This window comes from Agaricicola taiwanensis, assembly GCF_014635245.1.
Lineage (GTDB): Bacteria > Pseudomonadota > Alphaproteobacteria > Rhizobiales > Methylopilaceae > Agaricicola > Agaricicola taiwanensis.
In genome coordinates this window covers 18275-39848 of the sequence record NZ_BMCP01000009.1, presented here as the reverse complement: position 1 = coordinate 39848, position 21574 = coordinate 18275, and the positions used below count along the sequence as shown (strand labels likewise).

Annotated in this window: 24 protein-coding genes; 1 reads left to right on the top strand and 23 read right to left on the bottom strand. The window is 64.8% G+C overall.

What is annotated here, in order from left to right; genetic code table 11:
* The 4 genes from IEV58_RS17735 to IEV58_RS17720 form a co-directional block, all read right to left on the bottom strand.
* Nucleotides 1–1628: recombinase family protein (locus IEV58_RS17735; protein ID WP_188411180.1), on the bottom strand; the 1628-nt coding region annotated here is incomplete at its 3' end.
* Nucleotides 1625–2011 (bottom strand): HVO_A0114 family putative DNA-binding protein, encoded by a 387-nt coding sequence (locus IEV58_RS17730; RefSeq protein WP_188411178.1) that lies wholly within the window; start codon nt 2009–2011, stop codon nt 1625–1627. The genes IEV58_RS17730 and IEV58_RS17735, both read right to left, overlap by 4 nt.
* 19 nt (nt 2012–2030) lie before the next feature.
* The gene (locus IEV58_RS17725) at nt 2031–2345 is read right to left on the bottom strand and encodes a hypothetical protein (RefSeq protein WP_188411177.1); all 315 of its coding nucleotides are present in this window, start codon (nt 2343–2345) and stop codon (nt 2031–2033) included.
* 152 nt (nt 2346–2497) lie between these two features.
* Nucleotides 2498–3406 (bottom strand): LysR family transcriptional regulator, encoded by a 909-nt coding sequence (locus tag IEV58_RS17720; RefSeq protein WP_188411174.1) that lies wholly within the window; start codon nt 3404–3406, stop codon nt 2498–2500.
* Between the two features lie 98 nt (nt 3407–3504).
* On the opposite strand from IEV58_RS17720, the gene IEV58_RS17715 reads away from it, so the two are divergent.
* Nucleotides 3505–4323 (top strand): SDR family oxidoreductase, encoded by an 819-nt coding sequence (locus IEV58_RS17715; protein ID WP_188411172.1) that lies wholly within the window; start codon nt 3505–3507, stop codon nt 4321–4323.
* 38 nt (nt 4324–4361) lie between these two features.
* Here the strand turns inward: IEV58_RS17715 and IEV58_RS17710 are convergent, their stop codons facing one another.
* The 19 genes from IEV58_RS17710 to IEV58_RS17620 form a co-directional block, all read right to left on the bottom strand.
* A complete protein-coding gene (locus IEV58_RS17710; protein ID WP_188411170.1) occupies nt 4362–4595 on the bottom strand; it encodes a DUF2274 domain-containing protein in 234 nt (77 codons plus the stop codon).
* A 2-nt stretch (nt 4596–4597) separates the two neighbouring features.
* Complete coding sequence (locus IEV58_RS17705) at nt 4598–5734, bottom strand: TraB/TrbI/VirB10 family type IV secretion system protein (RefSeq protein WP_188411167.1); 1137 nt, start codon at nt 5732–5734, stop codon at nt 4598–4600.
* Nucleotides 5731–6753 (bottom strand): P-type conjugative transfer protein TrbG, encoded by a 1023-nt coding sequence (gene trbG / locus IEV58_RS17700; RefSeq protein ID WP_188411165.1) that lies wholly within the window; start codon nt 6751–6753, stop codon nt 5731–5733. The genes IEV58_RS17705 and trbG overlap by 4 nt, the downstream gene beginning before the upstream one ends.
* Nucleotides 6750–7439, bottom strand: a complete 690-nt coding sequence (gene trbF, locus IEV58_RS17695) for a conjugal transfer protein TrbF (protein WP_188411163.1) — start codon at nt 7437–7439, stop codon at nt 6750–6752. Before trbF ends, trbG begins: the two co-directional genes overlap by 4 nt.
* Nucleotides 7436–8812, bottom strand: coding sequence for a P-type conjugative transfer protein TrbL (gene trbL, locus IEV58_RS17690; protein ID WP_188411161.1), 1377 nt, complete (start codon nt 8810–8812; stop codon nt 7436–7438). The genes trbF and trbL overlap by 4 nt, the downstream gene beginning before the upstream one ends.
* Nucleotides 8813–8815: 3 nt before the next feature.
* Nucleotides 8816–9103: a putative entry exclusion protein TrbK-alt gene (trbK-alt, locus tag IEV58_RS17685; RefSeq protein ID WP_188411159.1), complete on the bottom strand. Its 288-nt coding sequence runs from the start codon at nt 9101–9103 to the stop codon at nt 8816–8818.
* A gap of 19 nt (nt 9104–9122) precedes the next feature.
* Entirely contained in the window at nt 9123–9896 is a 774-nt protein-coding gene (gene trbJ / locus IEV58_RS17680; protein ID WP_188411157.1) for a P-type conjugative transfer protein TrbJ, read from the bottom strand.
* Nucleotides 9893–12385: a conjugal transfer protein TrbE gene (trbE, locus tag IEV58_RS17675; RefSeq protein WP_188411155.1), complete on the bottom strand. Its 2493-nt coding sequence runs from the start codon at nt 12383–12385 to the stop codon at nt 9893–9895. The genes trbJ and trbE overlap by 4 nt, the downstream gene beginning before the upstream one ends.
* A gap of 10 nt (nt 12386–12395) precedes the next feature.
* Complete coding sequence (locus IEV58_RS17670; protein WP_188411153.1) at nt 12396–12677, bottom strand: VirB3 family type IV secretion system protein; 282 nt, start codon at nt 12675–12677, stop codon at nt 12396–12398.
* Nucleotides 12677–13009 carry a TrbC/VirB2 family type IV secretion system protein gene (locus IEV58_RS17665; protein WP_043869663.1) on the bottom strand — a complete coding sequence of 111 codons (333 nt, stop codon included), beginning with the start codon at nt 13007–13009 and terminating at the stop codon, nt 12677–12679. Before IEV58_RS17665 ends, IEV58_RS17670 begins: the two co-directional genes overlap by 1 nt.
* Entirely contained in the window at nt 13006–14001 is a 996-nt protein-coding gene (gene trbB / locus IEV58_RS17660) for a P-type conjugative transfer ATPase TrbB (RefSeq protein ID WP_188411151.1), read from the bottom strand. The genes IEV58_RS17665 and trbB overlap by 4 nt, the downstream gene beginning before the upstream one ends.
* Before the next feature lie 146 nt (nt 14002–14147).
* On the bottom strand, nt 14148–14609 hold the full coding sequence (locus tag IEV58_RS17655) for a ribbon-helix-helix domain-containing protein (RefSeq protein ID WP_188411149.1): 462 nt from the start codon (nt 14607–14609) through the stop codon (nt 14148–14150).
* An 11-nt stretch (nt 14610–14620) separates the two neighbouring features.
* Nucleotides 14621–16603 carry a conjugal transfer protein TraG gene (locus IEV58_RS17650; protein WP_188411148.1) on the bottom strand — a complete coding sequence of 661 codons (1983 nt, stop codon included), beginning with the start codon at nt 16601–16603 and terminating at the stop codon, nt 14621–14623.
* Nucleotides 16604–16771: 168 nt separating this feature from the next.
* Nucleotides 16772–17656, bottom strand: coding sequence for a LysR family transcriptional regulator (locus IEV58_RS17645; RefSeq protein ID WP_188411146.1), 885 nt, complete (start codon nt 17654–17656; stop codon nt 16772–16774).
* 82 nt (nt 17657–17738) lie between these two features.
* Nucleotides 17739–18287 carry a DUF2867 domain-containing protein gene (locus IEV58_RS17640; RefSeq protein ID WP_229729575.1) on the bottom strand — a complete coding sequence of 183 codons (549 nt, stop codon included), beginning with the start codon at nt 18285–18287 and terminating at the stop codon, nt 17739–17741.
* Nucleotides 18288–18306: 19 nt separating this feature from the next.
* Nucleotides 18307–19119, bottom strand: a complete 813-nt coding sequence (locus IEV58_RS17635; RefSeq protein WP_188411144.1) for an SDR family NAD(P)-dependent oxidoreductase — start codon at nt 19117–19119, stop codon at nt 18307–18309.
* Between the two features lie 70 nt (nt 19120–19189).
* Entirely contained in the window at nt 19190–19879 is a 690-nt protein-coding gene (locus IEV58_RS17630) for an NADPH-dependent F420 reductase (RefSeq protein WP_188411143.1), read from the bottom strand.
* A 101-nt stretch (nt 19880–19980) separates the two neighbouring features.
* Entirely contained in the window at nt 19981–20808 is an 828-nt protein-coding gene (locus tag IEV58_RS17625) for an SDR family oxidoreductase (protein ID WP_229729574.1), read from the bottom strand.
* A 4-nt stretch (nt 20809–20812) separates the two neighbouring features.
* Nucleotides 20813–21511: an NADPH-dependent F420 reductase gene (locus IEV58_RS17620; protein WP_188411142.1), complete on the bottom strand. Its 699-nt coding sequence runs from the start codon at nt 21509–21511 to the stop codon at nt 20813–20815.
* Between the last annotated feature and the right edge of the window lie 63 nt (nt 21512–21574).

Sequence of the window (21574 nt, the reverse complement as noted above, 5' to 3'; positions counted from 1 at the left end):
CTCCGCCACTTCAGTCCGCCTCTGGGCACGCCAATCGCCGCCGATTGCCGCACTTGGCCGCCCGCGAGCGTCCTCAGCAGTTCCGTTTTCGATCCGATGATGCGAATTGCGTCGTCCGCGACCTCGACACGCTGCGCCAGGGCGCGCAGGTGATCCCGCCGATAGCCGCCCTCACGGTCCCGGATACGGTCGCGGGCGGCCTGCGAAAATTGCCGGATCATCGCCGGGCTGACAGCGCTGTGGCCGGGGCTGTCGAGCAGCGCTTGCGCCCGGTCGGCATCGGCTCGTGCCTGATCGCGGATGACCTTGAGGCCGGCGATGCGTTCGGTCAGCGCCGGGTCGTCCAGATCGGCAACCCCCGCCTCGATGGCGTCATAGAGACGCTTGAGGCGCAGTTCCGATTCGGTGGCACGCCGCTGCAATTCGGCGATATGCTGGCGGCGCCGCTCGGCCTGATCTTCTCGGCGGCCGAGGACGCTGCCGAGCAGTTTCTCCAGCCGCTCGGAATCGAGCAACCTATCCTCGATATGGCTGGCGACCATGGTGTCGAGCTTGTCCATGGGGATGGCGCGCCCCTTGCAGCCGGTCTCGCCCTGACGCGCCCGGATCGAGCAGGCATAGTAGCGATAGCGGCCGCTCTTGCCGGTGCGGATGGTCATCGCACCCCCGCAATTGCCGCAATAGCAGATGCCGGTCAGAAGCGTGGGACCGATTAGGACGCGCGCGGGCAGTTCGGTCTTGGGGTTGCGGGCCTGCAAGAGCTTCTGCACCGCGTCGAAGGTCTCGCGCTCGATGATCGGCGGCACCGGCACGATGACGATGTCATCGGCTTCCTTGTCCGCCTTGTTCTTCCGGTTCTTGCCCCATTGATGCTCGCCCATATAGGTGCGCCGGGTCAGGATGCGGTGAACCTGGCCGACGCCCCAACGGCCTCCGTCACGGGTGAAGATGCCCTTGCCGTTCAGATGCTTGACGATAGCCTTGACGCCCATCTGGCCGGAATTGCCGTCGCCTTCCAGTGCGAGGCGATAGATCAGGCGGATGGTGTCGGCGTGCAGCGGGTCGATTTCCAGCTTCTTCTTGACCTTCGCGCCGCGCTGCTCGGCCGCGACGACGCGATAGCCGACCGGCGGCAGCGAGCCATTCCAGAAGCCTTGCCGGGCGTTTTCCTTCAAGGCGCGAAGGACGTGCTTGGCGTTCTCCTTGGACTGGTATTCGTCGAACAGCGCCATAATCTGCCGCATCATGACGTGCATGGGGTCGTCCCCCATTTCCTGCGTGATGGAGACGAGGCGAATACCGTTCTTCGCCAGCTTCCTGACGTAGAACTCAAGCTCGAAGTGATCTCGGAAGAAGCGCGAGAAGCTGTGGACCACCACCACGTCAAACGGTGCGGGTTTGGACGTGCCCGCCTCGATCATGCGCTGGAACTCCGGGCGGCGGTCGTTGGTAGCCGAAGCACCGGCCTCCACGAAGGTCTCGACAAGCTGATAGCCGCGCGCCTCGCACCATGCTTCGCCCTGCTTGCGCTGGTCGGGGATCGACACGTCGTGCTCGGCCTGCCGGGAGGTCGAGACGCGCAAGTATAGGGCGGCCCGCAGAGCGACATTGGGATTTTGGACGTTCATTTGCGGGTTCCTTTCTTGCGGCGCTCGACCAGCGGCAAGACCAGCTCCACACGGTCATGAACAAGCTTTGGGACCAGTCTCAGACCCCGGCCTTTTTCCATGCGGACAAGACCGTATCCGACCATGGCCTTGAGGGTTCTGGACAGGTTGGACTTTGCGCGGCCGGTCATCTGCGCCAACTCTTCCAATGAGGCCGGCTTTTGTTCGTGGATGATGCGCAGCATCTCGCAATTGCTCGCTGACATGAATTTGGCGAAGGATGTCGTGGAGACGAACCAGACCGTCGGCTCACCGGGCTTCGCCTTTTCCTCGCCTCGCGCGATCCGAAGCGTGCGTGCTTTCATTTCCTCGGGATCGGCGATCCCTACTTTCAATGTGGACACGGCAAGCCTCGATCATCATTCAGGGCTTTTCATTATCATAATACGATAACGATTTCAAGTCGTCGGGCAGATCGACCGAGCCGAACAGATCATCGAACACATCGGCGAACCAGCGCTCGAACACCTGTATTTCGGCCTCGGTGATCGGCACGTCCTCGGGCCAATCGTCGATAACCGGCAGCCGCTCGACATCAAAGAGTTGGGGCGGGCGTCCACGCGGCGGGCTGACGCGCGGCGTCGGATCGTCGTCGTAGTCGTAGAGATCGTCGGGGAGCGTTTTGGGGACTGGCTGGCGTGGGCGGCCCCTGCTGCCGTGACGGCGTTTCGTGGACATGGAATCCTCCGTGGTTCGCGGGATTTTCCGGGGGCTGGAAGCCCGGAATAGGCGAAGCATGGAGGGGGATCGGCGGCCTGTAGCGTGCCGCATTTGCGTCGATGCGTTGACGGCACCCCTGTTACTAGTGTCGGCCTAGAGTTCGTTGCGCCCTACTTGCTGGTTCTCTCGCTGGTCTCCTGCCGCAAAATCTCCAGGAAGAGAGTGAAAGCACGGGTCGGATGGCGCCGGCTCGAATAGAAGGCGTGATAGCCCGGAAACGGCGGACACCAATCGGCAAGGACCTCGACGAGCTGCCCGTCTTTCAGAAAGGGCGCGGCGAGATCTTCGAGCATGTAGGCCAGACCCATCCCCGCGCTGGCAGCCCCCACGAGTGCGTCGCCGTCATTGACGATCAGGGACGGCGACACTTTTACCGTCTCCGCATGTCCGTCCTTCTCGAACGACCACGGCGACAGGGTGCCACCCGCGTTTCTGAAACCGATGCAGCGGTGGGCCGACACGTCACGCGGCGTATGCGGAGGATCGCAGGTGTCGAGATACCGGGGCGCCCCCACAACGACAGCGCGCAAGTGGGGGCCAACGGGTACGGCGACCATGTCCATTTCCAAGTCTTCGCGCAGCCGTATCCCGATATCGAACCGCTCGGCGACGATGTCGACATGCCGGTTCTCCACGCTCAGTTCGCCGTCGATCTCGGGATGGGCCGCGATCAGCCGCGAGAAGGCCGGCCAGACGAGCGTATCGGCGGCATGTTTGCCGCAGGTCACCCGCAGGCGTCCGCCCGGTTCCTCACGCAACTGTTCCAGGTCCTCGATCTCCGCGTCGATCTCCGCGATGACCGGCGCGAGTGTGGCCAGAAGCCGCTCGCCCGCCGCGGTCGGGGCAATGCTGCGTGTCGAGCGAGACAGCAACCTGATCCCCAGATCGGCCTCAAGGCGCTTTACGGTCTGGCTGACGGCGGACTGGGTCACGCCGAGGCTGCGTGCCGCCGCGGTGAAGCTGCGCTCTTCGGCAACGCGATTGAAGATGACGAGGTCCGAGAACTTACGCGGGTCCATTCAGTAGCCATACTACTTGGTCCGACAAATTTCGAGGCACTAATCTCACACTGCATAGATGCGCTAATATCGGGTCGGCACGACAAGAGGAGCTGACAATGACAGAAAAGGTATGGTTCATCACCGGCGCTGGCCGGGGACTTGGGCATCTGCTCGCCCGCGATGCATTGCGCGCTGGCGACAAGGTCGTGGCGACCAGCCGGACCGTCGACGGGCTGGCCGATCGCCTTTCCGCTCCGGACGACAGCCTGCTCGTGCTACCCCTCGACGTGACCGATGCCCGGGCGGCTTCGGCTGCGCATGACGCGGCCGTCGAGGCGTTCGATCGAATCGACGTGCTGGTGAACAACGCAGGCCGCGCGCAGCTCGGATGGTTCGAGACGATCCCGGAGGAGGACGTGCGCCGGCAGTTCGAGATCAACCTCTTCGGGGCGATGAACGTGGCGCGCGCGGTGCTGCCCACGATGCGCCGTCAGCGCTCGGGCCTCGTGGTCACGATCTCTTCGGTGAATGGCCTGGTCTCGAACCCCGGTGGATCGGTCTACTCGGCGTCCAAGTTCGCGCTGGAAGGCTGGATGGAGGGCCTCGCCGAAGAGATCGCGCCGCTTGGCGTCCGATCGCTCATCGTGGAGCCGGGGATGATGCGCACAAACTTCCTTGATCCGTCCACTGCACGGCAGGGCGATGTAGACATTGCGGACTACGCGGAGGCGGTGGCCGGCTTCCGAGCCTTCATCAAACAAGCGAACGGCGCGCAGCAAAACGACCCCGAGGCGCTCGCCGCCCTGATCGTCGCCGAAGCCTCCTCTCCCGACCCAGCGCGGCGGCTCCTATTCGGCGCCGATGCGCACGAATGGGCCAGCGCCAAGTGCCAGCAACTCGCAGCCGAGATCGACGCTTCGAGCGCCCATGCCTGAGTGCGGGCAATGTCGGCTTCGTCCCGCTCAGTTGCCATTTACCCCACCGGACCACTTCCTTCCCGCCGCGCCTTCGCAAACCCGCGATCCGTGGCGATGAACCGCTCCAGCATGGGCACGATCAGCCTGACGGGGTCGGCGGCGGGCTGGCCGGTCTCGCGGGCCAGTACTTCGGCATAGGCGGCAAGATCACGATGGAGCGGCGCGGGCAATTCCACCGTCACCTTCACCGGCTTGTCGTCGGGCAGCGGGCCGAGTTTCAGCTTGGTCATGGTCAACCTCTTGCCGGCTCGAATACAAGGTCGCGAGTCACGATAATCCTGACCGGGAAGCCGGGCCGGATCGTCAGCGTGGGCGCGACCTGCAACTGGCGCTGGACGATCTGCTGGCCTGCCTGATTGACGTTATCTTGCGCCCCGTCGCGGATGGCGCGAATCAGCCGGTCCTCGTCGCTGGTCGCCAGCTCCGTGCCGACCGCGAGCAACGTGGAAAGGCCGGCGGCCCTCATCAGATCCCACCAATGATAATCGACGCCATCCTCAAGGCCGGCGTAACCGGAAGCGTCCGCGCCCGGCAGGCGCTCCAGAACGATGGAGCGTCCGCCCGGCAGGATCAGGCGGTTCCAGACGAGCAGCACGCGGCGCTGGCCGAAGGTCACACCGTCATCGTATTGACCGATGATGCGTGTTCCCTGCGGGATCAGGAGCAGGCTGCCGGTCGGGCTGTCATAGACGTTCTCGGTCACTTGCGCCGTGATCTGGCCCGGAAGGTCGGAACGGATGCCGGTGATGAGCGCGGCAGGAATGACGGCCCCAGCCTGCAATATCCAGGGCGAGGCCGGCGGCGCGACGCGATCCGGCGCGACGGTCTGTCGGTCCACCGGACCATTGAGGAAAGCGGCATGGCGGTTCTGCCCCTCCGGCTGTCCGCCAAGGCCAAGACCGGCAAGGCCGGGCATGGCCGTTCCCGCCGGCGATCCCGTGCGTGGGCCGGACTGGAAAAAGACGTTGCTCAAGCGCGCGGCCTCTTCCTCGGCGCGGCGGCGTTCTTCCTCTGGATCGACCGCGGGCGTTGTGATCGCAGGCGTTGCGACCGGCTGGCCCCGCCTCTCGGCGTCGAGGATCGGACGGCCGAGGTCGCCGGGCAGCGCGGGGCCGAGCACGGGGCCGGTGTAGTCGGAGGGCAAGCCCGTGAGCCCGTCCGCCGTGGGCCGGTTTTCTGTCGAATAGAGTTCTTCGCCGCCCGGTCCTGCATCGCGAGTCTGGAGCGCGTAGATCAGCGCGCCGCCGATGCCGAGAAGCGCGACCGCGCCAATGCCTGCCAGCATCTTGCGGGACAGGCGGGTGACGCGCGGCGGTTCTGCGCGCAGCCGCATGGGCGCTGTGGTGTCGGTGATCGGGTTGTCTGTCATGACGGCGAGTCTCCGGTGGCTGCGGGCTGAGCGGCGGCCTGCCGTTGCTCGATACGGACGATCCTGACGACCTGCTGGCGGTTGCCGCTGCCGAGGCGCAGTTCGGCCGCCCCGAACAGGCGGTCCACGATCAGGACGTTCTGGTGGATGCGGGAATTGACGATTTGCGGCTCGCCGTCCGATCCGAGCACGAAGATCGGCGGCATTTCGCCCTGCACGATCCCGCGCGGGAAGACAACATAGACGCGCCGGCCGTCGTCGAAGACGGAAACCGGCCGCCATGGCGGGCTGTCGCCCTGCACCTGCAATCCGTAGCGATAGTTGCGCGCCGCCTCGGCAGGGATGATCGGCGCGGCCGGGACGACCCGGCGCTGGCCTGCCGGTGGCGCTGGATAGGCCCAGGCGACGGCGGGCATGTAGAGCGCTTCCCGCGCGCGCAGCTCGATCATGTAGGTGCGACGGTCGGTGGTCACGACAAGGTTGGTCGAGATGTCGTCGCGGGTCGGTTTCACGAGGATATGGACGCGCCGATTGGCACCGCTGCCGCTCTCGGTATCGCCGATGATCCAGCGGGCGGTGTCGCCGGCCGCGATCGGTCCCGCACCGGTCAGGCTCTCGCCCGGCTCCAATGCGATATTGGTGATCTGACCGGGGGCGGCATAGACCTGATAGAGCGCGCCTTCGCTCCACGGGTAAATCTGGATGGCATTGTAATAGCCTTCCCGGCGCGGCTCGACGCGGGCGGCCGCGTTGGCGTTCTCGACGCGGCCGCTCGGTGTGCCCGCCCTCTCGCCGCCGCGCGCGACGGTCCAGGCGGGCGGAACATGCAGCGGCCGGGGCGTGTCCTCTGTCGAAGCCGCAGGCGGCGACGGCAGCGGCGGCACGGTGTCGTCATAGGAGAATTGCGACGTCCGGTTGGTGGCGCAGCCGGCCAGCATGGTGGCCGAAAGCAGCAAGGCCGCCAAGGCGGGTTTACGGAAAACCGGAGGCCCGGCTTTGCGGAACGTCGTGCGGGTCATTGGCTCATCTCCCGCGACCATGAAATCGCGTTGACATAGATGCCGAGCGGATTGGCGCGCAGGCGTTCGGCGGTTCTGGGCTGCTGGATCACGATGGTCAGGATCGCAGTCCATCGCTCGGTGCCGGAAAGCTGGCCGTTTTCGTAATGGCGTTCGGTCCAGGCGATACGGAAGGAATCCGGCGATGCCCGGATGACGCTGGAAACATCGACGGCGATCTGTTGGCGGCCGACACGGGTGAACGGGTCGTTGGCACGGGCATAGTCGTTCAAGGCCACCGCGCCCCTGTCGGTGGTGAACTCATAGGCGCGAAGCCAGTTCTGGCGCACGATGATCGCATCGGCCGGGATCGCGCGCACCTGCTCGATGAATCGGCCGAGATGGAAAGCAATCTGCGGATCGGTCGGCCGATAGTCGGCGTTGGCAGGCGCGACGGTCTGCGCCTGTCCTAGATTATCGACTTGCACCACCCACGGCACCACGGTCCCGCGCGCCGATTGCCAGACCAGCGCCGAGGCGAAGCCGGCCGACAGGATGAGGGAGCCGAAGGCCATGAGCCGCCAGTTCCTCGCCTGCACGCGGGCCGAGCCGATACGCTCGTCCCACACCTGCGCGGCCTTCTGATAGGGCGTCTCGGGTTCTGGCGATTTGCCGTAATGGGTTGCTGGTCGTTTGAAGATGCTCATGAGCGGTCACTTTCGGAAAGGTTGACGGAGGAACCGGAGCCGTGGCTGTCGCCGGAGCGGACGGCGTGCGTGGCCATGGTCGTGCCGTGGTTCATGGCCTGCGAGCGCCGCATCCGCTGCGCCCAGGCAGGCGGTGCGCCTGTGGCCGAGGCGGACGCGGCAGGGGCGGATGCTTCCGCCACCCCACCGACCGTTCCCATGGTGGACGTGCCACCACCCGCGCTGAAGCCGGCCTTCGCGCCTTCGGAGAAACTGGACTTGACGCTTTCGGACGCGCGGGAGGCAGCGCGTTTCAAGGGTGAGACGGCGGCCGATCCTGCGGCGCGGGCGACACCGCCAAGGCCGGACGCGCCGCCGGCCGCGCCGGACTGGCCGAGCGAACCGAGGCTGTAGGCTGCCGACGCCGCCCCGGCGGTTGCCGCGCCGCCGCGAACGGCCGCGGCCCCGCCAGACAGAGCTGCAGCGCCGCCTTTCGCGCCGAGCATGGCCGCGCCACCCGCCGCCGCACCGCCCGCCAGCACCATGCCGCCGGCGGCGAGGCCGGTGCCCACGGCCGCGCCGGCGCCGAGCTGGGGGCCGCCCGAGACGAGGCCGGTGGCGATGCCGGGTCCGAAGATGCCCAAGCCCAGTAGCGACAGGGCTGCCAGCACAATCGCCATGGCGTCGTCGATGGTCGGGGTCGCGCCGCCGAAACCGGCCGTGAATTGCGAGAACAGTGTCGAACCGATGCCGATGATGACGGCCAACACCAGAACCTTGATGCCGGAAGAGATTACGTTGCCAAGCACACGCTCGGCCATGAAGGCGGTCTTGCCGAACAGGCCGAAGGGGATCAGCACGAAGCCGGCCAGCGTGGTCAGCTTGAACTCGATCAGCGTGACGAAGAGCTGGATCGCGAGGATGAAGAAGGCGAGGATGACCAGTGCCCAGGCGAACAGCAGGCAGGCGATCTGGATGAAGTTCTCGAAGAACGACCAGTAGCCCATCAGGTCGGAGATGGAATCGAGCAACGGCCGGCCTGCGTCGAGGCCGGTCTGCGCCACGCGGCCGGGTCGCATGAGGTCGGCGGCGCTGAAGCCTGTGCCCGATGCCATCAGGCCGAGACCGGCGAAGCTGTCGAAGACGATGCGCGCGAGGTTGTTCCAGTTGCCGATGATGTAGGCGAAGACGCCGACGAACAGGGTCTTCTTCACCAGCCGTGCGATGATGTCGTCATCCGCGCCCCATGCCCAAAAGAGCGCGGCGAGCGTCACGTCGATGACGATGAGCGTGGTGGCGATGAACGCCACTTCTCCGCCGAGCAGGCCGAAGCCGGAATCTATGTAGCTGGTGAAGACTCCGAGGAAGTTGTCGATGACGCCCGTGCCGCCCATGGATCATTGCCCCTCGGTCTGACGCGGGGCGTCCGGCGCGGACGTGCGGCCAAGGAAGCGGTCGCGGCTCTCGGCCCATGCGGCGAGGCAGGCCGGATCGCTCGTCGCCGCTTCCCCAAGTTGCTGGCACCGGCGGAGCGTCGCGCGAAGCGGATCGGCTGGCGGTTGCAGCGTCGGTGCGGTCCTGACCGGCGCGGGATCGTCCTTGCGGGTCATCTCGATCACCGTGGCGGTGATGGCGATGGCGACGAATACGACAGCCCCGAGCCGGGCCAGCATCTTGCCGTCCATGGGCGGCCCCTCCTGTCGGTCAGTTGTTGCCGTTGAACATCTGCGCGTTGCCCGGCTGGTAGCCGCTGCCGGGGGTCAGGAAGCGCTCGCGCTGAACGCGGCCCTGTTCGGCGGCCGTGGCGCGCTCGGCCTCGATCAGTGCTTCCGACCGGCCGTTGGCGGCAAGCATGGCGATCAGGTCGGAAAGCTGCTGCGACTGGAGGGCGAGGATCTGATTACCGGCCTGCGTCGCCTGCAATGCGCCGGTCGCGCCCTGGCTCCGGCCGACGAGCGCGGCCATCTCGGCGCGGTTGCTGTCGATATTGCCGACGACACCGGCTTGCACCTTCATGGCGTCCTGCAAGCCGCCGACCGTGTTTCGCCAACGGTCGCGGGCATCGGCGACAAGCTGGGTGTCGGTCGCCGACAGCGAGACGTTGCCGTATTGCTGCTGGAACGCCTGATCGATGTTCTGCACATCGAACGCGATATTCTGCGCCTGCGCGAGAAGCTGCTGCGTGCGGCTGACGTTCTGTTGAATCTGCTGGAGCGAACTGTAGGGCAGGCTCGCCAGATTCCTCGCTTGGTTGATAAGCATCTGCGCTTCGTTCTGGAGGCTGGTGATCTGGTTGTTGATCTGCTCCAGCGTGCGCGCGGCCGTGAGCACGTTCTGCGCATAGTTGCTCGGGTCATAGACGATGCGGCCGAAGCCGAATTGCGCATGAGCCGGGCTTGCCAGAATGGGCGAAAGCGCGACGGGCACGGCGAGCGCCAGCGCGAGGGCCGAAGCCCCGACGAACTTGGGATAGGTCATGAATGAGTCTCCTGTGTGGGGTGGCTATCGAGCCGGGCCGGCGCGGCGGATTCCGGTCGGTCGGCAAGATTGGTGAGGTTCGGGATCAGCTCGGCCGCCCAATCGACGCCGCGCTCGCGTAGCCACGCGGCGAGGAAGCCGTCGCGGCCGGCCTCAGTGACGATCTGCGCGATGAGCGTCTGGTCGGATTTGGCGGATGCGGCACAGAGCGCGAGGCCGACTTCGGACAGGCCAAGCTCGAACAGGCGATTGCCGCGCCGCGACTGACAGTAATAATCCCGCTTGGGCGTGGCCCTTGCGAGGATTTCGATCTGGCGGTCATTGAGGCCGAAACGGCGGTAGATGGCCGTGATCTGCGGCTCGATGGCGCGCTCGTTTGGCAGCAGGAGCCGCGTCGGGCAGCTCTCGATGATCGCGGGCGCGATGTTGCTGCCGTCAATGTCGGACAGGCTTTGCGTGGCGAAGATGACGCTGGCGTTTTTCTTGCGCAGCGTTTTCAGCCACTCGCGAAGCTGGTTCGCGAACCCCTCGTCGTCCAGCGCAAGCCAACCCTCGTCGATGATGAGCAGCGTCGGCCGCCCATCGAGCCGGTCGCCGATGCGATGGAACAGATAGGCGAGCACGGCCGGAGCCGCGCCGGTCCCGACAAGGCCCTCGATCTCGAACGCCTGCACGTCCGCCGATCCCAAATGCTCTGTCTCTGCGTCGAGCAGCCGACCGTAGGCACCGCCGACGCAGAACGGACGGAGCGCCTGTTTCAGATCGTTGGATTGCAATAGCACCGCAAGGCCGGTGATGGTGCGTTCCTCGACCGGCGCGGAGGCGAGCGAAGTCAGCGCCGTCCAGATGTGCTCTTTCACCTCCGGCGTGATGGCGATGCCTTCGCGCATGAGGATGGCGGCGATCCAGTCCGCCGCCCATGCGCGTTCATAGGTGTCGTGGATGCGGGCAAGCGGCTGGAGCGAAACGGATGACTCGTCCCCTTCTGTCAGCCCGCCGCCAAGGTCGTGCCAATCGCCGCCCATGGCGAGCGCGGCGGCGCGGATGCTGCCGCCGAAGTCGAAGGCGAAGACTTGGCTGGCCTCATAGCGCCGGAACTGCAAGGCTATGAGGGCGAGCAACACGCTCTTACCCGCCCCCGTGGGGCCGACGACAAGGGTGTGGCCTACGTCGCCGACATGCAGACTTAGCCGGAACGGGGTTGAGCCTTCGGTCTTTCCAAAGAGCAAAGGGGGTGCGCCGAAATGCTCGTCCCGTTCCGGCCCCGCCCACACCGCCGAAAGCGGGATCATGTGGGCGAGATTCAAAGTGCTGATGGGGGGCTGGCGGACATTCGCGTAGGCGTGTCCGGGTAGCGAGCCGAGCCATGCGTCAACCGCGTTGACGCTCTCGGGCATGGCGGTGAAGTCGCGGCCCTGAACGATCTTCTCGACCAGGCGCAGCTTCTCGTCGGCAAGGCGCGGGTCGGCATCCCATACGGTGACGGTCGCCGTGACGTAGGCCATGCCCGCCACGTCCGCCCCAAGCTCCTGCAACGCCATGTCGGCGTCGAGCGCCTTGTTGGCGGCGTCGGTGTCCACAAGGGCGGACGCCTCGTTCGTCATGACCTCTTTCAGAATCGCGGCAACGCTCTTGCGCTTGGCGAACCATTGCCGCCTGATCTTGGTGAGCAGCCGGGTCGCATCTGTCTTGTCGAGCAGGATCGCCCGCGTGCTCCACCTGTAGGGGAACGGCAGCCGGTTCATGTCGTCGAGCAGACCGGGCGTCGTCGCGGTCGGGAATCCCACAATGGTCAGGACGCGCAGATGTGCGTCGCCAAGGCGCGGCTCCAGCCCGCCGGTCAAGGGCTGGTCGGCGAGCAGCGCGTCGAGGTGCATGGGCACCTCGGGCACGCGCACGCGATGGCGGTTGGTCGAGATGGTGGAATGGAGATAGGTCAGCGTCGCGCCGTCATCTATCCAACGGCACTCGGGCATGAAGCCGTCGAGCAAGGCCAGCACGCGGTCAGTGCGGTCGATGAAGCCGCGCAGCAGTTCCCACGGGTCCACGCCGGTTTTCTCCCGGCCCTCGTAGAGCCATGCCTCAGTGCGTGCGGCTTCCTCGGCCGGGGGCAGCCAGAGGAAGGTGAGGAAGTAGCCCGACACGAAATGCGCGCCCGCTTCCTCGAACCCGGCCTTGCGCTCCGCATCGACCAGCGCCGACGCGGGATCGGGAAAGGTGCTGTCGGGATAGGTCGCGGCTTCGCTTCGCTGCGCCTCGACGAAGATGCTCCAACCGGAGCCGAGACGGCGCACGGCGTTGTTGATGCGGCCGGCGACGGCGACCAGCTCGGCGGCGACGGCGGAATCCAGATCGGGACCGCGAAACTTCGCGGTGCGCTGGAACGAGCCGTCCTTGTTCAAGACGACGCCGGAGCCGACCAGCGCCGCCCAGGGCAGATAGTCGGCGAGCCGGGTGGCGGTGCGGCGGTATTCGGCAAGGTTCATCATGGCCGCGCCCTCACACCGCCAGAAAAGCCGGGATGCGGAGATGCCGCCGCCCGACTTCGACGAATTGGGGATCGCGCTTCGCCGCCCATACCGCCGCGAAATGGCCGATGGCCCATATGGCGAGGCCGACCAGCCAGAGGCGCAGGCCGAGGCCCACGGCCCCGGCCAGCGTGCCGTTCAGAATCGCGATGGAGCGCGGTGCGCCGCCGAGCAGGATATGCTCGGTCAGCGCCCGATGGACCGGGACTGAGAAACCCGGCACCGCGCCGAGCTGTTCGAGGCCGCCCGCCATCAAACGAGCGCCCCGCCGCCGAACGAGAAGAACGACAGGAAAAAGCTCGATGCGGCGAAGGCGATGGACAGGCCGAACACGATCTGGATCAGGCGGCGGAAGCCGCCGCTGGTATCGCCGAAGGCCAGCGTCAGGCCGGTCACGATGATGATGATGACGGCGATGATCTTCGCGACCGGCCCCTCGATGGATTCGAGGATGGATTGCAGCGGCGCTTCCCAGGGCATCGACGACCCCGAGGCGTGGGCGGCCGGGGCCATGAAGAGGCTGACATAGGTGACGGCCGCGGCCGTGGCGACGTGGCGACGGATGCGCATGGCATGACGGATCATTCGGGGTCTCCAGTTCTGGTGGGGGTTGCCAAGGGGCTGAGATGCGTGATGCGGTAGTCGCCGTCCGGCCCCAGCCCTTCGACGCGGGCGAGTTCGGCCAGCCGGCGCGCGGAACCGCGCCCGGCGAGGACGGCAACAAGGTCGATAGTCTCGGCGATCAGCGCGCGCGGGACCGTGACGACAGCCTCTTGGATGAGCTGTTCAAGGCGACGAAGCGCGCCGATGCCGGTGCCGGCATGGATGGTGCCGATCCCGCCCGGATGCCCTGTTCCCCATGCTTTGAGAAGATCGAGGGCTTCCGATCCGCGCACCTCGCCGATGGGGATGCGGTCGGGGCGCAGGCGGAGGCTGGACCGGACCAGATCCGAGAGCGTGGCGACGCCATCCTTGGTTCGCATCGCGACGAGGTTGGGCGCGGCGCATTGCAGCTCGCGCGTGTCCTCGATGATGACGACACGATCCGCGCCCTTGGCGACTTCGGCCAGAAGCGCGTTGGTCAGAGTGGTCTTGCCGGTGCTGGTGCCACCCGCCACGAGGATGTTGGCGCGGGAAGAAACGGCCGCGCGTAACGTCGCGGCTTGGTCGGCAGACATGATGCCGGCCGCCACATAGTCATCGAGGCTGAACACCGCGACAGCCGGCTTGCGGATGGCGAAGGCCGGCGAGGAAACCACCGGGGGAAGCAAGCCTTCAAAGCGTTCGCCGCTCTCGGGAAGTTCGGCCGAGACGCGGGGACTGCGGGCATGAACCTCGACGCCGACATGGTGTGCGACCAGGCGCACGATGCGCTCGCCATCGGCCGGCGACATCGTTTCGCCCGTATCCGCCAGCCCTTCGGAAAGACGGTCGATCCAGATGCGGCCATCCGGGTTCAGCATGACCTCGACCACGGCCGGGTCTTCCAGAAACCGGGCAATGGCCGGGCCGAGCGCGGTGCGCAACATCCGCGCGCCGCGCTGGATTGCCTCCGGTCTGTGATGTGTGGCAGTCATGTCGGCCCCGCTTTCGACGGGGCGCGCGACAGTCGGTCCCCTCATCGGGGTCGATTAAAAGAACCTGATTTTTGGCTGACTCAACAACTATTTACGCGCGTGCGGCCATCGGCGGTGATCGGCGGCAAATAGGACGGTTTGAAAATTCAGGGTCGGTGGCTATCGGGGTCGGACGGTCGCTGCGCGGGACTGTCCCCAAGCGAATCGACATCGCGCGACAGCTCCTTGAGGAACCTGTCTCCGGTGGCGAGCCGCTTGCCGAGGGTCTGAATGAAGCCCTCGAACCGTTCCACGCCTTTCGCGCGGGCGGACGATTGCGCGGTGTCGGAGATCGGCGGCGTGATCGTCAGCCAGAACTGGACGAACAGCGAAAGCGTCTCGCCGAGCACGGCGAGATCTTCGTCGAGCCCGTCCATCTGTCGCCCGAGCCTGTCCAGACGGCGCGTCATGGCCGCCTCCAGCCGATCCGCCGCGTCGCCGGACAGGAAGGAGGCGACGGACGCCTCCACGATGGCGGATTTGGAGACATTGCGGCGCAGCGCCAGCATCTCGACCTGTTGCAGCAATTCGGGATCGAAGTAGACGTTCATGCGGGTTCGTGTGGTCATGGGCGGGTTCCTCAAAGCTCGATCCCGTCATCGGGGTTCATCGACGCCTGCCGGGCGACCGCGCGCATGCGCTGACGCAGGGCGCGGGCTTTGGCCGCATCCAGGTCCGGTTCGTCGTCAAGGATGTCGAACTCCCGCGCCGGAGACGGCGGCGGAACGATTTCCTCATGCTCGGGCAATTCCGGCTCGCGGCGGATGCCGGCATTGGCCGGATCGCCCTCGGCCGCGTCTGCGGCGGCCGGCGCGGAACGGCTTTCCGCCGCGACCACGCGGCTCGTCCAGTCGTCGGGTGACGGATTCACAGCGGAATCGGAAGCCGGATCGGGCGGAGCCAGGAGGCGTTCGGTGAAGCGCGCATCCTCGTAGTAACGGGCCTTGGTGGCGCGGATTGGCGGCGTGCCCGCGACCATGACGATTTCATCGGTCGGCGGAAGCTGCATGATCTCGCCCGGCGTCATCAATGGCCGGGCCGTCTCCTGCCGGGACACCATGAGATGCCCGAGCCAGGGCGCGAGGCGATGGCCGGCATAGTTGGTGGAATCGCGCAACTCGGTCGCGGTGCCGAGCGCGTCGCTCACCCGCTTGGCCGTGCGTTCGTCGTTGGTGGCGAAGCTGACGCGGACGTGGCAGTTGTCCAGGATCGAATTGTTCTGGCCGTAGGCCCGTTCGATCTGGTTGAGGCTCTGCGCGATCAGGAAGGATTTGAGGCCATAACCCGCCATGAAGGCGAGCGCCGATTCAAAGAAGTCGAGCCGGCCGAGCGCGGGAAACTCGTCCAGCATCAACAACAGGCGGTGGCGCTCGCCGGACGTGTTCAATTCCTCGGTCAACCGCCTGCCTATCTGGTTGAGGATCAGGCGGATAAGCGGCTTGGTGCGGTTTATGTCGGACGGGGGCACGACCAGATAGAGCGTGACGGGCTTACGGCTGCCGACCAGATCGGCAATGCGCCAGTCGCACCGCGCCGTCACCCGCGCCACCACGGGATCGCGGTAGAGGCCGAGAAACGACATGGCGGTGGAGAGCACGCCCGACCGCTCGTTCTCGGATTTGTTAAGGAGTTCGCGGGCCGACGACGCGATGACGGGATGAACGCCCGCCTCGCCGAGATGCGGCGTGTCCATCATGGCGCGCAAGGTCGCCTCGACCGGGCGGCGGGGATCGGACAGGAAGTTGGCGACGCCCGCCAAGGTCTTGTCCTTCTCCGCGTAGAGCACATGCAGGATCGCGCCGACAAGCAGGCTATGGCTGGTCTTTTCCCAATGGTTGCGCTTGTCGAGACTGCCTTCGGGATCGACCAGAATATCCGCGATGTTCTGCACGTCGCGGACTTCCCATTCCCCTTGCCGGACCTCCAGCAGCGGGTTGTAGGCGGACGATCTGGCGTTGGTCGGATCGAACAGCAGGACGCGGCCATGCTTCGCGCGAAAGCCCGCTGTCAGCGTCCAGTTCTCGCCCTTTATGTCGTGGACGATGCAGCTTCCCGGCCAGGTCAGCAGCGTCGGCACCACCAGCCCGACGCCCTTGCCGCTGCGGGTCGGGGCGAAGCATAGGACATGCTCGGGACCGTCATGCCGGAGATAGTCGCGCTCGTATCGGCCGAGCAGGACGCCATCCGGCCCGAGCAGTCCGGCCGCGCGGATTTCCTTGTCCTCGGCCCATCGCGCCGATCCGTAGGTGGCGACGTTCTTTGCCTCCCGCGCTCGGATGATCGACATGAGGATGGCGGCGGCGATGGCAATGAAACCGCCGGACGCTGCGATGATCGCACCTTCGACGAAGATCGCGGGCGCGTAGGCGTCGAACGAAAACCACCACCAGAAGAAGGCCGGTGGATAATAGACGGGCCAACCCGCGATCTCGAACCATGGTACTCCAAGCTGGGGCTGAAAGCCGAGGCGGAAGGCAACCCATTGCGTTGCGGCCCAGGTCATCACCAGAACGATGGTGAAGACGACAGCGATCTGACCCCAAAGGATTCGGCCTCCGCGCATACGGGCTCCAGTCGGCAAGAGAGACGGAGCCGATCAGAGAATAGGCAACTCCGCGACACGCAACAGGAAAACGGATGCGGGAGGGCTGCCGGATACTATCGGCGGCAAATAGGATGGTCGCGACGACACATTTGCGGCGCGGCACGAGGCATCGGTTTTCGAATCGGTTTATGGAAGATATTTCGGTAGCGCCGTTGCCAGTGTGAGCAGCTTCATAAGCGCCGGATCGCGATTGGAGGGTGACCAGACGACGGAAAAGGCGATAGCTTCTGGCTCGTCGCGTATCGGCAGAAAAGCGATGTTGGTTGTACTGGCCGACACGTTTTCTTCGACGAAGAGCGAGACGCCGTGCCCGGCTGCGATCATCGAGAACAACGCACTTCTTCCTGCATCCACGCGAACGATTGCCGGTGTCAGCCATTTTCCGGCTGCGCGCGCTATGATCAGATCGTGAAGCTGCGGGCCGGCGCCGCCATGCCGAATGAGGAAGGTTTCCTCTGCCAGTTGCCGCCATTCGACATTTGGCTGGAGCGCCAGCGGGTGCCCCTGCGGCAGCGCAACCATTAGGCGGTCACGCCAGATCACACGGGAATTGAGGTCGGAAATCTCGTGAGAGCCAAGCATGAAGGAGATATCAAGCTTGCCTTCGCGCATCATGAATTGTGCGTCTCGCGCGGTGCCCTCGGTGATGTGCAGACAAATGCCTGGATGTTCGTCGTGGAACCGCTCCAGCAGGCGGTCGAGGAAGCAGCCTACCATGAGGGCATGGACGCCGACGCGGAGCGCGCCATCTTCGCCACGCGCCTGCATTCCTGCGGCCTGGATCGCATGATCAAGAATGCCCATCGCGTTCTCGACCTGATCGACGAAATGGCGTCCAGCTTCCGTCAGGCGGACGCCGCGCGTATTGCGATTGAACAGGACGACGCCGAGATCTCTTTCCAGCACTCTAATTCGGGTACTCACGCTCGACTGACTGACGCCAAGCGCGTCTGCGGCACGGGAGAAGCTTAAGTATTCCGCCACGGCGAGCGTCTGGATTAAAGTTACCATTGGGACGCGGCCGCTAAGCAGCAACGACGTAGGCGAAGACTCGGATTGCGCACTCAGTCTTCTACGACGCATATAGACCTCGTCATGCCGAAGTTGCCCGCTTGTCGCGGGATAGTATCAGCACAGCGCGTCTCAGGTTTGATCGAATTACCAGAACATGAAAGGGCTTGATCAGAGCTAGATAAGCGCGTCCCAGGTTGTTGTGACAATGCACAACAGTGGTGACGACAGCATCGAAATCTCCCCGGTCGGCTGGAGGCCGGAGCATTATCGAGGTTTTGAAATCAAGATGTCGATCATTTACCCCAAGCACCAGTTCGTCTTCGTATCGCGATAGGATCGGGAAAAAGTCGATGGACTCGCCGGCCTCGGCATGTGTCCTGCGCTGGAGTTCGCTTGTCGTCTTCAAGCCAAAACGAGCTACCACTAGGTCGCGAATGTTGAGGAGACCGCGAACCCACCAGGCGGGATGACCGAGGATAGCGCGCGCCAAAACATCAAGGTCGCGAGGCATTCCAGCGCAGAGTTTCGTGGCAAAGGAGTCAACCAGATCGGCGCCCTTGTAGGCACCCGCAATGCGACTTTCAGCGGGCGGCAACACCGACCTTGTGCCATTTACCTTACCACGCACTCTTCTCTCCCCGACGCCGTTAGATTGCCATCACTGAACCGCCATCAACTCGAAGGTTGGTTCCGGTGATGAAGCTCGCCTGCTCCGACGCCAGGAACACGACCGCAGCGGCAACGTCTTCCGGCTTGCACGGCCGACCGACCCTGATGCTCGGACGGAAAGTAGACAGGAAGTGAACTGCCAGTTCGTCACGCGACAGCCCCTCGGCGCCATCCTGCTGCGCCAGCAAGTCGCGGAGAATGGGCGTGTCCACATAGGCCGGCGATACGACGTTCGCGAGCACACCCCTGTCGGCATACGTTTTTGAAAGTCCCTTAGTCAGAATGTTCAGCGCGCTCTTGGCGGAGGCATATTCGAGAGCGACCGCTTCGGTTTGAATGCCGCTTTCCGACGAGATGTTGATGATGCGGCCCCATCCGCGTTCGGCCATCTTCGGCGCGAGCGCTCGAACAACCCGCACGACGGAAAGGAGGTTGAACTCCCAGGTTGCGAGCCAGTCAGCGTCGGAGATATCTTCGAACGATCGGAATAGTTCACCAGTCGACGATCGTATGCCACCCGCATTGTTGACGACGATGTCGATCATCCCAAGTTCCGACTCTACCTCCGCGATCGCTTGCGTCACGCGGTCAGCGTTGGTCACATCGCCGCTGATCGGGAAAGCCCCGTCTCCGAGGTCGTCGGCGATCTTCGCCAGCTTGTCCTTGTCGCGCGCCAGAAGGGCGACCTTGACACCTTCACCGTGCAAGGCTCGCGCGATTGCCTCGCCGATGCCCTGGCTCGCGCCTGTAACCAAAGCAACACGATCTCTTAGCTGTGTGTCCATCTTCATCTCCTGGAGTTGCGACGGGTCGTTCTTCCCTCGGCCGCAGCGACACGCAGCCGAACTCGATGCCGAGTTCTCAAGCCGGCTTGCCGATGCTGCTGTTCGCGGCTGCGCGAAGCTCCGGCTTCCGCTTGGGACTCGCTTCAGAAAGTGCCCTGCGCGCGGCTTGTGCATCGAGATTGGCGGCATATGCCGGCGCGCCGGGCTGCTGACGCCAGGAGTCGTCAAGCCCACCGGCGTCGATTCCGTCAAATCCGAGTTCGCCGAAGAGCTGGATGACCTTTGCTTTGCCGGCCTCATCGTCGCCGGCGACCGGTATTGCGATGCGGCCCGCCGCTCCCTCTGGTTTGCCGTCCTCTAAAAGGCTGCGCCAGTGCAATGTGTTGATGGCTTTCAGCACGGGCCGCCCGAGTTGTTTCGCCACCCAACGGCTTTCGGCCATGCCGTCTTCGATCTCGTCGATCCGGCCATCGCGCTCGCGCGGATAGTAGTTTCCGGTGTCGACAACGATGACATCGTCGCTGACCCCGTCGAACAGGTCGTTCGGCAGATCGGGGATGTTCCTGACTGGTATCGTGACAAAGACGATCTCGCCGCTGCGGGCCGCCTCCTGCACGGCTGCCGCCGTGGCACCGGTCTCCGTGGCAAGTTCGGCGAGAGAAGCCGGACCGCGCGAATTCGCGACGGAGACCTCATGGCCCAGTTCCGCCAACCGCCGTGTCAGCGTGCCGCCGATTAGTCCGGCCCCTATGATTCCAATCTTCATCAGTGCTCTCCCAAGTTATGTCATCGTTCAGCTGATGCCCGGCGCTGGCGCTTCGGGCGCGCCAGTTCCGGGATACTCTCGAGGGCTGCGTCTTGAAGCGATCAGAGCTTGTAACCGCCACTGGCTTCGACGATCTGACCGGTCACCCAGCGGCCCTCGTTCGAGGCAAGGAAGGCGACGACATCGGCGATATCAGACGGTTCGCCGAAGCGGCCCAGAGCGGTATCAGCTTCGATGGCGCTCACCATTTCGGCGCTCTCGCGGACAGCAGCGTTCATGTCGGTGCTTGTCCAGCCGGGCGCGACGGCATTCGCCGTGATGCCCCGCGGACCCAGCTCCATCGCGAGTGAATGCGTGAAGACGTTGATGCTTCCCTTGGCCATCGAATACATGGACGCCATCGGCGAAGGTCGGGTGGCGAATGCGGACGACACATTGATTACGCGTCCACCGTCGCTCAGGCGGCTGAGGGCGGCCTGAAGGATGAAGAAGGGCGCGCGTACGAAGACGTTGAACATGGCATCGAAGCTTTCGGGCGTCGCATTGTCCAGACCGCCAAAACCGTTGCCACCGGCATTGTTCACGACGATGTCGAGGGTCTTGCTGCCATGTCGGCGCGCAAGTTCGGCGTCGAGCGCCTCGAACAGGGGTTCTATGGCGCCCGCGTCGAGCAGTTCGGCCTTCAGTGCGAAAGCGCTGCCGCCGGCTTTCTCGATTTCGGCGACGGCTTCATCAGCGCCACCTTTGCTCGAATTGTAGGTCAGCGCGACCGTAGCACCGTCCGCGGCCAGTCGCTCGGCGATCGCACGGCCGATGCCACGCGATCCGCCGGTGACGAGAGCGGTTTTTCCGGTAAGTGGTTTCGACATTTGATTTTCCTTTTCTAAGCGAAATGCAGAGTGAGTGATTTTGCGGATGAGAGTGCTCACCAGATCAGGCGACTCGTTCGCGCATGACCGGGCCAGGGCTGGCTTCGATGACTGTCAGGGCCAGGCGGACGAGATCGGCGTCGCCGCTAAACTCATGGTCGGCGACGTGGTGGAGCAGGACGCCGGCCTGTTCCAGCTGACGCGCGCCCTTGAGCGGACCGGCATTGGCGGGCTTGAAACCGGCGTCGGCAATCAGACCGCGGGTTGTCTGCCCTGCCTCTGCATCGTCACTGACGTAGAAGACGTTGGGCGGCACCGGCGTATCCGACCAGGCCGCGGCTTCGAGCAGCGGCGATGCCAGCAGGTTGAAGGCCTTGACGACCCGCGCCTTCGGCAGACGCTCTTGCAGAGCTTCGGCAGTCGAGCCGTCGCGCATGAAATCCAGATCGTGGTAGTGGACGAACTCGGCGGTGACCCCCAGCGGATTCATCGTCTCGATGACGACTTTGCCATCGAGCGCATCGCCGACTTCGCTGAGGATGGCGTCGAGCCGTGGCCAATAGACGGAGAACAGCACTGCGTCTCCGAATTCTGCCGCTTCGCGGATCGTTCCAAGCCGCGCCCGGTCACCAAGTTCAGCAAGCAGTGGCGCAAGCTTGCGATCTTCGCCATCCTTGGCAATGACAAGGTCATGGCCCGCAGCCGCCCACGCCCTTGCCAGACGACTACCGACGTTCCCGGCGTTCAGTATTCCGATTTTCATTAGAGACCTTCCTTGCCTAGACGTTTCGCTCCCGATGAGCGGCTAGGCTGGAAGGTAATGGAT